At 66.3% G+C, this 15,492-nt stretch carries 11 protein-coding genes; 3 read left to right on the forward strand and 8 right to left on the reverse strand.

Translation table 11 applies throughout. From position 1 onward, the window contains the following. Window positions 1-158: 158 nt before the first annotated feature. From MKD38_RS00195 to MKD38_RS00210, 4 genes are all read right to left on the reverse strand, one after another. Complete coding sequence (locus MKD38_RS00195; RefSeq protein ID WP_252674156.1) at window positions 159-881, reverse strand: nitroreductase; 723 nt, start codon at window positions 879-881, stop codon at window positions 159-161. A gap of 16 nt (window positions 882-897) precedes the next feature. After that, window positions 898-1,356, reverse strand: a complete 459-nt coding sequence (locus MKD38_RS00200) for an acyl-CoA thioesterase (protein WP_252674157.1) — start codon at window positions 1,354-1,356, stop codon at window positions 898-900. A gap of 84 nt (window positions 1,357-1,440) precedes the next feature. Then, the gene (locus MKD38_RS00205; protein WP_252674158.1) at window positions 1,441-2,367 is read right to left on the reverse strand and encodes a DMT family transporter; all 927 of its coding nucleotides are present in this window, start codon (window positions 2,365-2,367) and stop codon (window positions 1,441-1,443) included. Continuing rightward, window positions 2,364-3,290 carry a histone deacetylase family protein gene (locus MKD38_RS00210; RefSeq protein ID WP_252674159.1) on the reverse strand — a complete coding sequence of 309 codons (927 nt, stop codon included), beginning with the start codon at window positions 3,288-3,290 and terminating at the stop codon, window positions 2,364-2,366. The genes MKD38_RS00205 and MKD38_RS00210 overlap by 4 nt, the downstream gene beginning before the upstream one ends. Before the next feature lie 367 nt (window positions 3,291-3,657). Between MKD38_RS00210 and phaP1 the strand changes: the two genes are divergently transcribed. Further along, window positions 3,658-4,236, forward strand: a complete 579-nt coding sequence (gene phaP1, locus MKD38_RS00215; RefSeq protein ID WP_252674160.1) for a TIGR01841 family phasin PhaP1 — start codon at window positions 3,658-3,660, stop codon at window positions 4,234-4,236. 360 nt (window positions 4,237-4,596) lie between these two features. Here phaP1 and lpdA read toward each other — a convergent pair whose 3' ends face one another. The 4 genes from lpdA to aceE form a co-directional block, all read right to left on the reverse strand. After that, window positions 4,597-6,381: a dihydrolipoyl dehydrogenase gene (lpdA, locus tag MKD38_RS00220; protein ID WP_252674161.1), complete on the reverse strand. Its 1,785-nt coding sequence runs from the start codon at window positions 6,379-6,381 to the stop codon at window positions 4,597-4,599. 33 nt (window positions 6,382-6,414) lie between these two features. Next, on the reverse strand, window positions 6,415-7,074 hold the full coding sequence (locus MKD38_RS00225) for an Ntn hydrolase family protein (protein WP_252674162.1): 660 nt from the start codon (window positions 7,072-7,074) through the stop codon (window positions 6,415-6,417). Between the two features lie 59 nt (window positions 7,075-7,133). Then, window positions 7,134-8,798, reverse strand: coding sequence for a dihydrolipoyllysine-residue acetyltransferase (aceF, locus tag MKD38_RS00230; protein WP_252674163.1), 1,665 nt, complete (start codon window positions 8,796-8,798; stop codon window positions 7,134-7,136). 166 nt (window positions 8,799-8,964) lie between these two features. Beyond that, window positions 8,965-11,652: a pyruvate dehydrogenase (acetyl-transferring), homodimeric type gene (aceE, locus tag MKD38_RS00235; protein ID WP_252674164.1), complete on the reverse strand. Its 2,688-nt coding sequence runs from the start codon at window positions 11,650-11,652 to the stop codon at window positions 8,965-8,967. 476 nt (window positions 11,653-12,128) lie between these two features. Between aceE and MKD38_RS00240 the strand changes: the two genes are divergently transcribed. Both MKD38_RS00240 and MKD38_RS00245 read left to right on the forward strand, forming a co-directional pair. Next, a complete protein-coding gene (locus MKD38_RS00240; protein ID WP_371925599.1) occupies window positions 12,129-14,690 on the forward strand; it encodes a PAS domain-containing sensor histidine kinase in 2,562 nt (853 codons plus the stop codon). Between the two features lie 159 nt (window positions 14,691-14,849). Continuing rightward, entirely contained in the window at window positions 14,850-15,482 is a 633-nt protein-coding gene (locus tag MKD38_RS00245) for a response regulator transcription factor (protein ID WP_012352577.1), read from the forward strand. Window positions 15,483-15,492 lie beyond the last annotated feature (10 nt).

Here is a 15,492-nt window from a genome sequence, read left to right on the forward strand (position 1 = left end):
GGAAAAAGTACGTAATGCGTCACGTCCGCTATCGAACTCCAATGCGCTCGACCAAGCGCAGTCCGGCTCACCCTTGCTACCCCTTCGTAGCGACGAAGCCAATATGCGAAGTCTCTTGTGATATCGGCGCCCATCGTTACATGTTGAAACAAATTTCACTATGAGAGAAAACGCGCAAACCCGCTGACCGGCTCACGTTCCGTGGTGAGGCGGTTTGCGATGGCCTCCGGATCGGCAAAGCCCAGCGACATGCCGCACACCACCATTTCTTCAGGTGGCAGCCGCAGGTGGCTGGCGATGATCTTGTGAAACTGCGTGAACGCCGCCTGCGGGCAGGTATCGAGCCCGCGCGCCCGGGCGGCAACCATGATGCTTTGCAGGAACATGCCGTAGTCGAGCCAGCTGCCCTGTTCCATGATGCGGTCGATGGTGAAGATGAGGCCCACCGGCGCATCGAAGAAACGGAAGTTGCGCGCATGCTGTTCGTGCATGCGCGCCTTGTCTTCGCGGCTGATCTCGAGCAGCCCGTACAGGTCCCAGCCCACCTTGCGCCGCCGCGACAGGTACGGATCGGCCCATTCGCGCGGATAGTACGGGTACTCCTCGCGGTACTTGCTGTCGCGCTCGGGATCTTCATAGGCGGCCAGCACGTCGGCGCACAGCTTGGCCTTGGCCTCGCCCGACAACACATAGACGCGCCACGGCTGCGTATTGGTGCCGGACGGCGCGCGGCTGGCTACCGCCAGGATCTCTTCCACGGTGCTGCGCGGCAGGGGCGTATCGAGAAAGGCCCGCACCGAGCGCCGCGTCAGGATCGCGCGATCCACGCAGTCCACGGCCTCCTGCGAGCCGAGTTGATTCTCGTGGGACATCTTGTTCATCTCCTGTTGCCCCGCCCTATTCCCGTGCGCCCGTCACCGCGCCCGCCGCCGCCAACGGCAGCAGCGCTTCGCGCAACGCGCCCGGCAACGGTACCGGGCGGCGCGTAGCGCGATCGACATAGACGTGGATGAAATGCCCTTGCGCGGCAGCGACCTCGTTGTCGCCGCTGAACAGGCCGACCTCATAGCGCACGCTCGACGTGCCCAGCCTGGCTACGCGTAAACCCGCTACCACGGTCTCGGGAAAACTGAGCGACGAGAAGTAGTTGCACTGCGTCTCGATCACCAGCCCGATGGTGTCGCCCGACATGACATCGAGCACGCCCTGCCGGATCAGGTAGGTATTCACCACGGTGTCAAAATAACTGTAGTAGACAACGTTGTTAACGTGGCCATAGACATCGTTATCCATCCAACGCGTGGTGATCGGCTGGAAGTACGGATAGGCACTGCGCGATTCGGCTTGCGGTTTCATGGGGCGAGAGGGAGACAGGACGCGAGGCAGTACGAAATGCGAATATTCTGAACCAGCGACCTACGCGATACGAACGCGCGGACGCTAGCGACGGATGACAAGCGCGACACCCAGCGCGGCCAGCACCATGCCGGCGGCCGCCAGCGGCGGGAAACGCTCGCCGAACAAGAGCCAGGCCATCACCGCCGTGGTAGGCGGGGTCAGGTACATCAGGCTGGACACCTTGGTGGCCGCACCTTGGCGGATCAGCAGGAACAGCAGCGAGATCGCGCCGATCGACAACGCCACCACCGACCACGCCAGCGCGCCGAGCATGGCGGCAGTCCACTGCACCTCCCGCGTCTCGAACAGGAACATCAACGGCACGCAGGCGAGCGCCGCCGCGGCGAACTGGATCACCGAACCCATGCGCAGGTCGAACACCGGGCAGAAATGCCGCTGGTAGACCGTGCCCACGGTAATGCTGAACAACGCGCCGCCAGCCAGCGCGAGGCTTGCCGGCGTCAAGCCGCTGGCGCCGAGCTTGTTCGCCACCACCAGCGCCACGCCGGCAATGCCCAGCAGCAGGCCCAGCCACTGGCGTGCGCCGATGCGCTCGCCCATGCGCGTGGCAATCAGTGCGGTCAGGATCGGCTGCATGCCGACGATCAGCGCCGATACGCCTGCCGGCATGCCGAGCTTGATCGCGGCCCATACCCCGCCGAGATAGCCCGCCTGCAGCAGCAGGCCTGCCACCGCGATATGCCCCACTGCGCGCCAGTCGGTTGCAGTCGATCCCGTCACGCGCGGCAGCGGCACGCGCGCCAGCAGCACGAACGGCACCATCAGCACCAGCACGCCGGCAAAGCGCAGGAACAGGAAGGTCATCGGCTCGGCATACGGCATGCCGTATTTGGCGACGATAAAGCCGGTGCTCCAGATCAGCACGAACAGCCACGGCATCGATGCCACCCACAGCGTGGCACGCGGGCTGGCCGCACCGCGGCGGCCCGAGTCGATCGCCTCGCTCATGACGCAAGCCTTGCGGCAAGTTGCGCGTACCGGGCGTGATATTGTTCGGCGAGCCGCACCGTCTGCGCATGGACGGCAACGGTGTCTTCGATCTGGTTGCCGTAGCCGCCGGCCATGGTCACCGCCACCGGCAGCCGGCGTGCTTGCGCGGCGTCGAACACCAGGCGGTCGCGCCGTGCCAGGCCAGCCATGGTTAGTTTCAACCGCCCGAGCCGGTCGCCCTCGTGCGGGTCCGCGCCCGCCAGGTAAATCAGCAGGTCCGGCTCGAAGCGGCGGAACAGCGTGTCCAGCGCGGTCTGCAGCGCCTGCGCGTAGGCCTCGTCGTCGCAGCCATCCGGCAGGCCGACGTCGAGGTCGCTCGCTTCCTTGCGAAACGGGTAGTTCTTCTCGCCGTGCAGCGACAGCGTGAATACCGATGGGTCGCCGTGCAGGATCGATGCGGTGCCGTTGCCCTGGTGCACGTCGAGGTCGATCACCGCGACGCGGCGCACCGCGCCGTCGCGCTGCAGCACGCGCGCCGCGATCGCGGCGTCGTTGAAGACGCAGAAGCCGCCGCCCTTGTCCGCGTACGCGTGGTGAGTGCCACCGGCCAGGTTCACGGCAATGCCTTCACGCAGCGCGCTGCGGCAGGCCTCGATAGTGGCGCCCGCCGAACGGCGCGAGCGCTCCACCATCGCTTCGGACCACGGAAAGCCGATCTCGCGCTGGCGCGCGGCGTCGAGCGTGCCGGCCGAGGCCGCCTCTACATATTCCGCCGTGTGCGCCAGCAGCAGCGCATCGTCGCCGGCGCGCGGCGCCTCGGACAGGCGCAGCCCCGGCACCTGGGCCGACACCGCGTCGCGCAGCATGCTGTACTTGCGCATGGGGAAGCGATGTCCCGGCGGCAACGGCAGCACGAAGTGGTCGGCGTAGAAAGCGAGCATGGAAAGAGGCCTGGGCGATTCTGTTCACATCTTGTTGGTGTTCCGGCCTCGGCCGGTCGTACCGGCGCGGGCAGCCTGGCATGGTAGCACCCCTGCCCTGGCATTGCCGGCGGACCCCGGAATGCCTACGACGCCACTTGCAGCAAGCCCGAATCAACCGGATTTTGTGCGACGCACAAAATCTCCTTGACATTGACTCGGCCGCCCCTAAAATACGGCTTGTTGCGGCGCACAAACGCAAAAACGAATTGGCGCCCTGACCCACCCACACGCCTGGGCTGGCCGAAACGGGCTCAACACCGTCACGGCCCTGACATCTAGGCGGCTTAATTTGCTTGACCTTGAAGTTCACCACTGGAGACCAGCAATGATCCTCACCCCGGAACAAGTCGCAGCAGCACAAAAGGCTAACCTCGAAACGCTGTTCGGCCTGACCACCAAGGCGTTTGAAGGCGTCGAAAAGCTCGTCGAACTGAACCTGCAGGTCGTCAAGACCACCTTCGCCGAAAACGTCGAGAACGCCAAGAAGGCGCTGTCGGCCAAGGACGCCCAGGAGCTGCTGGCGATCCAGGCTGCCGCCGTGCAGCCGGTCGCCGAAAAGACCCTGGCCTACACCCGTCACCTGTACGAGATCGCTTCGGAAACCCAGAGCGAATTCGCCAAGGTGGCCGAGGCTCAGCTGGCCGAAGGCTCGAAGAACGTCCAGGCCCTGGTCGAGAACTTCGCCAAGAACGCCCCGGCCGGTTCGGAATCGACCGTGGCCATCGTGAAGTCGGCGATCTCCGCTGCCAACAACGCCTACGAGTCGGTGCAGAAGGCGACCAAGCAAGCGGTCGAAATCGCTGAAACCAACTTCCAGGCCGCCGCCACGGCTGCCACCAAGGCTGCCCAGCAAGCCAGCGCCACGGCCCGCACGGCCACGGCGAAGAAGGCCACTGCTGCCTGATAGCCAGCGTTGAAGACGGACCGGCTGCGGCCGGTCCGTTGGCAAAGCCCATTGCCACGGGTTGCCGTGGGTTTTGCCAACGATGAAGGGAGTGCCATGACCGACCGGCCCGGCGCTGCCTTGTCTGCCGATGTCTCCTCGGTACCGCGGTCTCCTTGTCCAAAGGTATCGTTAAACCCGACCTCTACAGGTCGGGTTTTTTTTGGGCTCTCGCCTCAGCCAGCCTTTCCCGCCGCCCTTTCCCCCTCTCGCTGCAAGCCGCCACGCATTGACGCTGATAAGTTATGGCGGTTAATTGCGAAACCACGCAAAACAAAGCCCGCCATCAAGGCGGGCTTTGTCATGGCAGCGGCCAGCGCCTCAACGCTTGCGCGGCGGCGGCACGTCGGTGCACGTGCCTTCGTAGATCTCGGCCGCCATGCCGATCGACTCGCCCAGCGTCGGGTGCGGATGGATGGTCTTGCCGATATCCACCGCGTCGGCGCCCATCTCGATCGCCAGGCACACTTCGCTGATCAGGTCGCCGGCGTGCGTGCCGACGATGCCGCCGCCGATCACGCGGTGCGTTTCTTCGTCGAAGATCAGCTTGGTAAAGCCCTCGTCGCGGCCGTTGGCGATGGCGCGGCCCGAAGCGGCCCACGGGAACACGCCCTTGCTGTACTTGATGCCCTGCGCCTTGCACTCGTCCTCGGTCAGGCCGGCCCAGGCCACTTCCGGATCGGTAAAGGCTACCGACGGGATCTGCTTGGCATCGAAGAAGGCCTTCTCGCCATGCGCGGCCTCGGCGGCCACATGGGCTTCGTGCACGGCCTTGTGCGCCAGCATCGGCTGGCCGACGATATCGCCGATCGCGTAGATGTGCGGCACGTTGGTGCGCATCTGCTTGTCGACGTCGATAAAGCCGCGCTCGGTCACGGCAACGCCGGCCTTCTCGGCGCTGATGCGCTTGCCGTTGGGCGAGCGGCCCACCGACACCAGCACCAGGTCATAGCGCTGCGCCTCCGCCGGTGCCTGCTCGCCCTCGAACCTGACGTAGATGCCGTCGGGCTTGGCCTCCACCGCGACCGTCTTGGTGTTCAGCATCACCTTGCCGAAGCGGTCCTTGTTCTTCTTTTCCCAGACCTTGACCAGGTCGCGGTCGGCGCCGTTCATCAGCCCCGGCAGCATTTCAACGACATCGATTTCGGCACCCAGCGTGCTGTACACCGTCGCCATTTCCAGGCCGATGATGCCGCCGCCGATGACGAGCATTTTGTTGGGCACTTCCGGCAGTTCCAGCGCGCCGGTCGAGTCCACGATGCGCGGGTCTTCCGGGATGAAGGGCAGCTTCACCGCCTGGCTGCCGGCGGCGATAATGGCCTTGTCGAAGCGGATCACGGTCTTCTTGCCGGTGCTGCGCTTGCCCTCGCCCTCGGTCAGTTCGACTTCCATGTGGTGCGGATCGAGGAAGTTGCCGATGCCGCGCACCACCTGAACCTTGCGCGCCTTGGCCATGCCGGCCAGGCCGCCGGTCAGCTTGCCCACCACCTGGTTCTTGTAGTGGCGCAGGCCGTCCAGGTCGATCTTGGCTTCGCCGAACAGGATGCCGTGGGCGGCCAGCGCCTTGGCTTCGTCGATCACCGCGGCGTTGTGCAGCAGCGCCTTGGACGGGATGCAGCCCACGTTCAGGCAGACGCCGCCGAGCGTGCTGTAGCGTTCCACCAGCACGGTGTTCATGCCCAGGTCGGCGGCGCGGAAGGCGGCAGAGTAGCCGCCAGGGCCGGCACCCAGCACCAGCATCTCGCACTGGATATCGGCACCGCCGGCATGGCTGGCGGCCGCCGGGGCGGGCGCTGCTGCGGGGGCGGGCGCTGCGGCCTGCGCGGGTGCCGGGGCCGGGGCCTGCGCAGGCGCGGCGGCTGCTCCAGCCTGGGCCTCGATGGTGCAGATCACCGCGCCCTGGCCTACCTTGTCGCCGACCTTGACCTTGACGTCGACCACCTTGCCGGCAGCCGACGACGGCACGTCCATGCTGGCCTTGTCGGACTCCAGCACGATCAGGGACTGCTCCACCTCGACCGTGTCGCCGGCCTTGACCAGCACCTCGATCACTTCCACCGCGTCGAAATCGCCGATATCCGGCACCTTGACTTCGATCACACTCATATTTGCTCCTCTATGCGCGCCCGCCTCTCGGCTTCAGGGCGCGCCGTCGTTGTTGGTTGCTGCGTCGCCGGCCGCCGGCTCGCCGTCCGTGGCATCGTCGGCGAGTGCCGCCGCGGCGTCTTCCTGGTGCAGCCGCACCGTATGCATCTCGATCGGTCCCGACGAACTCTTGTCGAACTCCACGCCGGCATCGACGCCGATGCGCGCGATCTCGCCCGCGCCGAGGTCCGGCCGGTCATAGACCGCATGCATCGCGCCCAGCGCGTAGTTGCGTCCCGAGCCGATACCCCAGAAGCGGTCGAACGAGAACACCTCGCGGTACGAGTAGACGCCGAAGATGCCCGCTGGATTGGCGATCAGGCATACGATCTGCGACGACTCGTAGGGATCGTCATCGTCTTCCTTGGTGTTGACGAAATAATCCGTCTTCAGCTTCTCGTGCACCTTCAGGAAGGTGCGGAACACGTCGTCGCGCGAGCCCAGCCTGCATTCCTCGCCCAGGCCCGCCAGCAGCGTGCGCATGACCGGGAAGTGCGCGGTCGTCCCGGCCAGCGCGATAAAGCCGTCGCCGACCGGAAAGACCTTCTGGTTGCGCTCATACGCGCGCGACAGCCGCGTATCGCCGAAGGTGACCAGCGCGTCCGCCGCGATCGCCACCTCGGCGCCCTTCTTGACGACAACACAGGTAGTCATGGCTCGCTCCTATCGTCAGGCTTGGGCGCACACCGGCAATGCCGGTGCGCGCTGCCGAGTTAGAGCAGGATACGGCGGAAGTCCGCCAGCAATTGCGCAAAGTACGTGTTGAAGCGTGCGGCCTCGGCACCGTCGATGACGCGGTGGTCCCACGACAGCGACAGCGGCAGCGTCAGGCGCGGCGCGAACTGCTTGCCGTCCCACACCGGCTTCTGGAACGACTTGCACACGCCCATGATGGCCACTTCCGGCGCATTGATGATCGGCGTGAAGTACGTGCCGCCCAGGCCGCCCAGCGACGAGATCGAGAAGCAACCGCCCTGCATCTGGTCCGGCTTGAGCTTGCCGTCGCGCGCCAGCTTGGCCAGCTCGCTCATTTCCTGGCTGATTTCCAGCACGCCCTTCTTGTCGGCGTCCTTGATCACCGGCACGACCAGGCCGTTCGGGGTGTCGGCGGCAAAACCGATGTTGAAGTATTTCTTCAGCACCAGGTTGTCACCGTCGAGCGAGGCATTGAAGTTCGGGAACTTCTTCAGCGCCGCGACCGTGGCCTTGATCATGAACGCCAGCATGGTCACCTTGATGCCGGACTTCTCGTTTTCCTTGTTCAGCTGCACGCGGAAGGCTTCCAGCTCGGTGATGTCCGCTTCGTCATGGTTGGTGACGTGCGGGATCATGACCCAGTTGCGGTGCAGGTTGGCGCCGGAAATCTTCTTGATGCGCGACAGGGCCTTGTTTTCCACCTCGCCGAAGCGGGTGAAATCGACCTTCGGCCACGGCAGCAGGCCAAGCTCGCCACCGCCGCCGCCAGCCGCGGCCGCCTGCGCAGGCGCGGCAGCCTGGCCAGTCATCACGCCCTTGACGTAGTGCTGCACGTCCTGCTGGGTGATGCGGCCCTTGGGGCCGGTGCCGGCCACGCGCGACACGTCGACGCCCAGCTCGCGCGCGAACTTGCGCACCGAGGGGCTGGCATGGGCGGCCTTGCCGCTTACGCCAGCGACGGCCGGCGCGGCGGCAGGCGCTGCTGCCGGAGCGGGGGCAGCCGCGGGCGCGGGTGCCGGTGCGGGCGCGCTGGCTGCGGCCGGGGCCGCCGCGGCAGCCGGAGCCGGTGCGGCGGCCGCGCCGGCGGCGCCTTCCAGGATCAGCAGCAGCGTGCCTTCGGACACGTTGTCGCCGACCTTGACCTTGACTTCCTTGACCACGCCGCCCTGCGGCGAGGGCACGTCCATGGTGGCCTTGTCGGATTCCAGCGTCACCAGCGCGTCTTCGGCGTTGATGGTATCGCCCGGCTTGACGTGGACTTCGATGACCGGCACGGCATCGTAGTCGCCGATATCGGGTACCTTGACCTCGATGGTGCCGCCACCGCTGGCGGCAGGCGCAGCCGCGGGAGCCGCTGCCGGTGCGGGAGCGGGCGCAGGTGCCGGGGCGGCGGGCGCCGGAGCGGGCGCGGCGGCGGCAGGCGGTGCCGCGGAGGCCTCGTTCGCCGCTTCCAGCATCACCAGCACCGAGCCTTCGGACACGTTGTCGCCCACCTTGATGCGGACGTCCTTGACCACGCCGGCCTGCGGCGAGGGCACGTCCATGGTGGCCTTGTCCGATTCCAGCGTCACCAGCGCGTCTTCCGCGTTGATGCTGTCGCCGGGTTTCACATGCACTTCGATGACGGGGACGGCGTCATAGTCGCCGATATCCGGCACCTTGATTTCAATTGCTTGACTCATTCAGTGTCTCCTGAGCAGGCCGGCACGCGCGACATCCGCAAGCGGCGAGATTACCTTCGCCGCCCGCTTCTGTCACGCCGCCATGCCGCAAGGCGCCATCGGGACTGTGCCGGGGCGCCCGCGGCACGGCGCTGCCGTACTGCGGGGGTGGGTGCAGGCTGCCGGATCAGACCGACATCGGGTTAGGCTTGTTCGGGTCGAGGTTGTACTTCTTGATGGCCTCGGCGACCTTGTCGCGGCCGATCGCGCCCTCGTCGGCCAGCGCCTTGAGCGCGGCCAGCGTGACCCAGTAGCGGTCCACTTCGAAGAAGTGGCGCAGCTTCTCGCGCGTGTCCGAGCGGCCGAAGCCGTCGGTGCCCAGCACCACGTAGCGGCGCGGCACATACGGACGGATCTGTTCGGCGAAGGTGCGCACGTAGTCGGTCGAGGCAATCACCGGGCCGCGCGCCGACTTCAGCTTCTGCGTGACAAAGGCTTCGCGCTGGGTCTCGGCCGGGTGCAGCAGGTTGTAGCGCTCGGCGGCCTGGCCGTCGCGCGCCAGCTCGGTGAAGCTCGGGCAGCCCCACAGGTCGGACTCGACGCCCCAGTCCTTCTTCAGCAACTCGGCGGCGGCGATCACCTCGCGGAAGATCGTGCCCGAGCCCAGCAGCTGCACGCGCGGCGCGTTGCTGTTCTCGACGCCCTTGCGGAACTGGTACATGCCCTTGACGATGTCCTGCTCTACGCCAGCCGGCATTTCCGGATGCTCGTAGTTCTCGTTCATCACCGTCAGGTAGTAGTAGACGTCTTCCTGCTCGGCATACATGCGGCGCAGGCCGTCCTGCATGATCACCGCCAGCTCGTACTGGAAGGTCGGGTCATACGAGATGCAGTTGGGGATGACGGCGTGGAACACGTGCGAATGGCCGTCTTCATGCTGCAGGCCTTCGCCGTTCAGCGTGGTGCGGCCGGCGGTGCCGCCCAGCAGGAAGCCGCGCGAGCGCATGTCGGCGGCGGCCCAGCACAGGTCGCCGATACGCTGGATGCCGAACATCGAGTAGTAGATGTAGAACGGGATCATCTGCACGCCGTGGGTCGAGTACGACGTGGCGGCGGCGATCCAGTCGCACATGGCGCCGGCTTCGTTGATGCCTTCCTGCAGCACCTGGCCAGTCTGCGATTCCTTGTAGAACATCAGCTGGTCATGGTCTTCCGGCACGTACTTCTGGCCTTCCTGGTTCCAGATGCCGACCTGGCGGAACAGGCCTTCCATGCCGAAGGTGCGCGACTCGTCCGGCACGATGGGCACTACGTGCTTGCCGATCTGCTTGTCCTTCAGCAGCGTGTTCAGGATCCGCACGAAGGCCATGGTGGTGGACACTTCGCGGCCTTCGCCGGTGGCCTTGAGCAGGGCTTCGAACGCCTTCAGCTCGGGCACCTGCAGCGCTTCGGCCTTCTGCCGGCGCGCCGGCAGGTAGCCGCCCAGGTTCATGCGCGCCTGGCGCATGTATTCCAGTTCCTTCGAGCCTTCCTCGAAGGTGATGTACGGCACGTCTTCCAGCTTGTCGTCGGCAACCGGCAGGTTGAACTGGTCGCGGAACTTGCGGATCGCGTCGACCGGCATCTTCTTCTGCTGGTGCGCGACGTTCATGGCCTGGCCGGCGTCGCCCATGCCATAGCCCTTGATGGTCTTGGCCAGGATCAGCGTGGGCTGGCCCTTGTGCTCGCTGGCGGCCTTGTAGGCGGCGTAGATCTTGTGCGGGTCGTGGCCGCCGCGGTTCAGGCGCCAGATGTCCTCGTCGGACCAATCGGCGACCATCGCCTTCAGCTCAGGGGTGTTGAAGAAGTGCTCGCGCACGTAGGCGCCGTCCTTGGCCTTCATGGTCTGGTACTCGCCGTCCACGCATTCCATCATGCGCTTCATCAGCAGGCCCTTGGTGTCGCGCGCCAGCAGCGCGTCCCACTTGCTGCCCCACACCACCTTGATCACGTTCCAGCCGGCGCCGCGGAACTCGGACTCCAGTTCCTGGATGATCTTGCCGTTGCCGCGCACCGGGCCGTCCAGGCGCTGCAGGTTGCAGTTGATGACGAAGACCAGGTTGTCGAGCTTCTCGCGGCCGGCCATGCCGATCGCGCCCAGCGATTCCGGCTCGTCGGTCTCGCCGTCGCCCAGGAAGGCCCAGACCTTGCGGTCGCCGGCCTTGGCCAGGCCGCGGCTGTCCAGGTACTTCATGAAGCGGGCCTGGTAGATGGCCATGATCGGGCCGAGGCCCATCGACACCGTCGGGAACTGCCAGAAATCCGGCATCAGCCACGGGTGCGGGTACGACGAGATGCCCTTGCCGTCGACTTCCTGGCGGAAGTTATCGAGCTGGTCGGGCGTCAGGCGGCCCAGCAGGAAGGCGCGCGAGTACACGCCCGGCGCCGAGTGGCCCTGCACGAAGACCAGGTCGCCACCGCTCTGTTCCGACGGGGCGCGCCAGAAGTGGTTGTAGCCGACGTCGTACAGCGTGGCCGCCGAGGCAAACGACGAGATATGGCCGCCGACGTTGGTGTGCTTGTTGGCGCGCAGCACCATTGCCATGGCGTTCCAGCGGGTGTACGAGCGGATCCGGTGCTCGATGTCCTGGTCGCCGGGGATGCGGGCCTGCTGCTCGACCGGGATGGTGTTGATGTACTGGGTCTCGGCGTGGAACGGCTGGGTCACGCCGTTCACGCGTGCGTATTCGATCTGCTTGTCGATCAGGAAGGCGGCGCGCGCCGGGCCTTCCGCGGCCAGCACGCCCTGCAGGGCGTCGAGCCATTCATGGGTTTCCTGGGGATCGGCGTCGTTGGCGCTCGAGGCGCCGAGGATCTGCTCTGGTACGGCGGACATGACTGTCTCCTGGGTGAATTCTTGGCTTCCGCGTCCGCGCTGGCAGCGCCGGACACGACTCAACGTATGACTCGCACCGACTTGCGGAGGATCGGCGCCATTGCCGCCTTGCATCGGGGCCGCCGCCGGGAAACCTGTTCCGGTTTCTCCGCGCGGCAGACGCATGGCTACCGCCCGCATTCTTGGGTCGGACCGATTCTATGGAAGCCCAATGTCGAGCACAAGGGAAATTTTCAAATTGCGATATCGTTTTTTATAATGTGGAATTATGCGGCAGCGCACCAAGAAGCACCGTTGAACCCGCATGCCGCGTGCCTTCACCCTGCCGCCGCCGGCACGCGGCGCCGGGATTTCATTGGCGCTTTCCCCAAGCGACGCACCGCAATAATCTCGGTACACTGGTCGGTCAGCCGTCAATCCCTCCCATGCCGTTTTCCAACCGCCTCGATCGTCTTTTCCGCAGCCTGCGTGCCGCCATGCTTCCCTCCGATGCGTCGGGTACAGCCAAGGCCGCCGGCGGCGAGTCCGCGCATGTCCCGCATGCGCCTTCCGCAGCGGCCGGCCTGGGGCCGATCGAGGCGCTGGGACCGGACGACGGCGTCCCGGTGGCGCCGCCGCGCGGCCTGTGGTGGCTGCGCTGGCGCAACCTGGTCGCCACCAGCTGGTTCATGTTCATCCCGCTGGTTGCCATTGTGCTCTTCACCGTGGCCATGGGCGTGATCCTGTGGTCGCTGCACGAGACCGAACGCCAGCAGCAGCGCGACGCGCTGTACCGCGACGCGGCCTGGGCGCAGCAGCGCGTGCGCCTGTCGCTGCTGAGCAACCAGGACCAGCTGGCCTCGCTCGCGCGCGACATCGCCGCCGCTCAGCTGGAGCAAGGCGCCTACCGCACCGCGGCGCAGGAAATCCTGCGCGAGAACCCCGAGATCGTCTTCATCAACTGGCTCGACGCCACCAAGCGCGGGCGCTGGTCGCTGCCCTCGACCTCCGAGTTCGCCAGCCGCCTGCGCGAGAACCAGGACCAGCCGCTCGAGCCCGAAGTGCTCGACACCTTCGACGCCGCGCGCGAGACCCAGCGCGTGGTCTACTCGCGCCCGCTGGTCAACGAACGCGGCGACAGCTTCATGCTGATGGAAGTGCCGATCGTGCGCGACAACGAGTTCCTCGGCACGCTGGGTGCGCTGTATTCGATCAACGGCATCCTGACCCACCTGCTGCCGCCCGAGCTGACCGAGCGCTACCGCTTCTCGCTGATCGACAAGAACAACCAGACCCGCGCCAGCACCTCGCTGCGGCCAGTGCCGGGCAACGCGCTGTCGTACGAGGTGCTGCTCGACCCGCCGGGCCATTCGCTGTCGCTGCGCGCCGATGCCTATCCGCCGGCATCGAACCTGCCCAACAACATGCTGCTGTGGCTGGTGGTGGGGCTGTCCTGCTTCCTGCTGTGGAGCCTGTGGAGCATGTGGCGGCACACCAGCCGCCGCTCCGAGGCGCAGCGCGCGCTGCTGGCCGAGACCTCGTTCCGGCGCGCGATGGAAAACTCGATGCTGATCGGCCTGCGCGCACTCGACCTGAACGGCCGCATTACCTACGTCAACCCGGCGTTCTGCCGCATGACCGGCTGGCAGGAAAACGACCTGGTCGGGCGCCTGCCGCCCTTCCCCTACTGGCCGCCCAACGACCAGCAGGAGATGCAGAAGCAGATCGACCTGACGCTGCAGGGCAAGTCGCCCGCCGGCGGCTACGAGATGCGCGTGATGCGCCGCGACGGCAGCAGCTTCTATGCCCGCATGTATGTGTCGCCGCTGGTCGACAGCCGCGGCCGCCATACCGGCTGGATGAGCTCGATGACGGACATCACCGAGCCCAAGCGCGCGCGCGAGGAACTGGCCGCCGCGCACGACCGCTTCACCACCGTGCTGGAAAGCCTGGACGCCGCGGTGTCGGTGCTGGCCACCGACAAGGCCGAGCTGCTGTTCGCCAACCGCTATTACCGCCAGCTGTTCGGCTGGGAGGCCGAGGGCCACGTCAAGCTGGCCGGCGACGAGCTCGACAAGGACCAGGTCTCCAGCGACAACACCGACTATGTCGATGCCTATGCCGGCCTGCCGGCATCGGAGCTGATGCCGTACGCGTCGGATGCGCGCGAGGTGTTCGTGCCCGACATGCAGAAATGGTTCGAAGTGCGCCGCCGCTATATCCAGTGGGTCGACGGCCACCTGGCGCAGATGCAGATCGCCACCGACATCACCGTGCGCAAGGCCGCCGAGGAAATGGCGCGCCAGCATGAAGAGCGCCTGCAGTTCACCAGCCGCCTGACCACCATGGGCGAGATGGCATCGTCGCTGGCGCACGAGCTGAACCAGCCGCTGGCGGCGATCAACAACTACTGCATGGGCGCGGTGGCGCGGCTGCATTCGGGGCGCAGCACGCCCGAGGACCTGATCCCGGTGCTGGAGAAGACCTCGGCGCAGGCGGTGCGGGCCGGCACCATCATCAGCCGCATCCGCGGCTTCGTGAAGCGCAGCCAGCCGCAGCGGCGCGAGGCCGCGCTGCACGACATCGTCGCCGACGCGGTGGGCCTGGCCGACCTGGAGGCCACGCGCCGCCGCGTCACCATCCTGACCCGGCTGCCGGCGCCGCCGCTGACGGTCTATGTCGATCCGGTGCTGATCGAACAGGTGCTGGTGAACCTGCTCAAGAACGCGGTCGAGGCCATGGCCGGGCTGCCGGCGATACGCGCCGGCGGCGTGGTGCGGCTGCACGCGCGGGTCGAGTCCGGCGAGATCGGCGACAACGTCCATATCGACGTGATCGACCAGGGCCCGGGCGTCGACGAAGCCACCAAGGAGCGGCTGTTCGAGCCCTTCTTCAGCACCAAGTCCGACGGCATGGGCATGGGGCTGAACATCTGCCGCTCGATCATCGAATCGCACCAGGGCCGGCTGTGGGTCGAGAACAATGTCGACGGCATTGGCTGTACATTCAAGATCATGCTGCCGCTGCAGTCGGCGCTGGCCGAAACCCTGGCCGAATAACCAGAGCCCGCGCATGCGGGCCGCGCGCACCCTTGCGCATCATCGACTGCCCGATGCCGGCCGCGCCGCTTCCCCTCCGACGTGGGGGGCCTGTCTCGCCACAGAGGGCCGCTGCCGGTTACACTTCGCAGCAATGAATTGTTGTCCCGAGGAGACTACATGACCGCAACGCCAAACCCCACGCCCCACCGCGGCGAGACCGTGTTCATCGTCGACGACGATGAAGCCATGCGCGACTCGCTGACCTGGCTGCTGGAGGGCAATGGCTATCAGGTGCGCAGCTTCACCAGCGCCGAGCAGTTCCTCGCCGCCTACGACGCCAGCCAGGTGTCCTGCCTGATCCTGGACGTGCGCATGCCCGGCATGAGCGGGCCCGAGCTGCAGGAGCGCATGCTGGCCGAGCAGATCGATATTCCGATCGTCTTCATTACCGGCCACGGCGACGTGCCGATGGCGGTATCGACGATGAAGCGCGGCGCGATCGACTTTATCGAAAAGCCCTTCGACGAGTCCGAGTTGCGCGCGCTGGTCGAGCGCATGCTGCAGAAGGCCCGCACCGACCACTCCACCGCGCGCGAGCAGCGCGCCGCCAAGGACCTGCTGGGCAAGCTGACCACGCGCGAGCAGCAGGTGCTGGAGCGGATCGTGGCCGGCCGCCTGAACAAGCAGATCGCCGACGACCTGGGCATTTCCATCAAGACCGTGGAGGCGCACCGCGCCAACATCATGGAAAAGCTCAACGTCAACACTGTCGCCGACCTGCTGCGCCTGGCGCTGTCTCGCAACAGCTGAGCGGCTGGCG

The organism is Cupriavidus sp. WGlv3 (assembly GCF_023952475.1).
Taxonomy (GTDB): domain Bacteria; phylum Pseudomonadota; class Gammaproteobacteria; order Burkholderiales; family Burkholderiaceae; genus Cupriavidus; species Cupriavidus phytorum.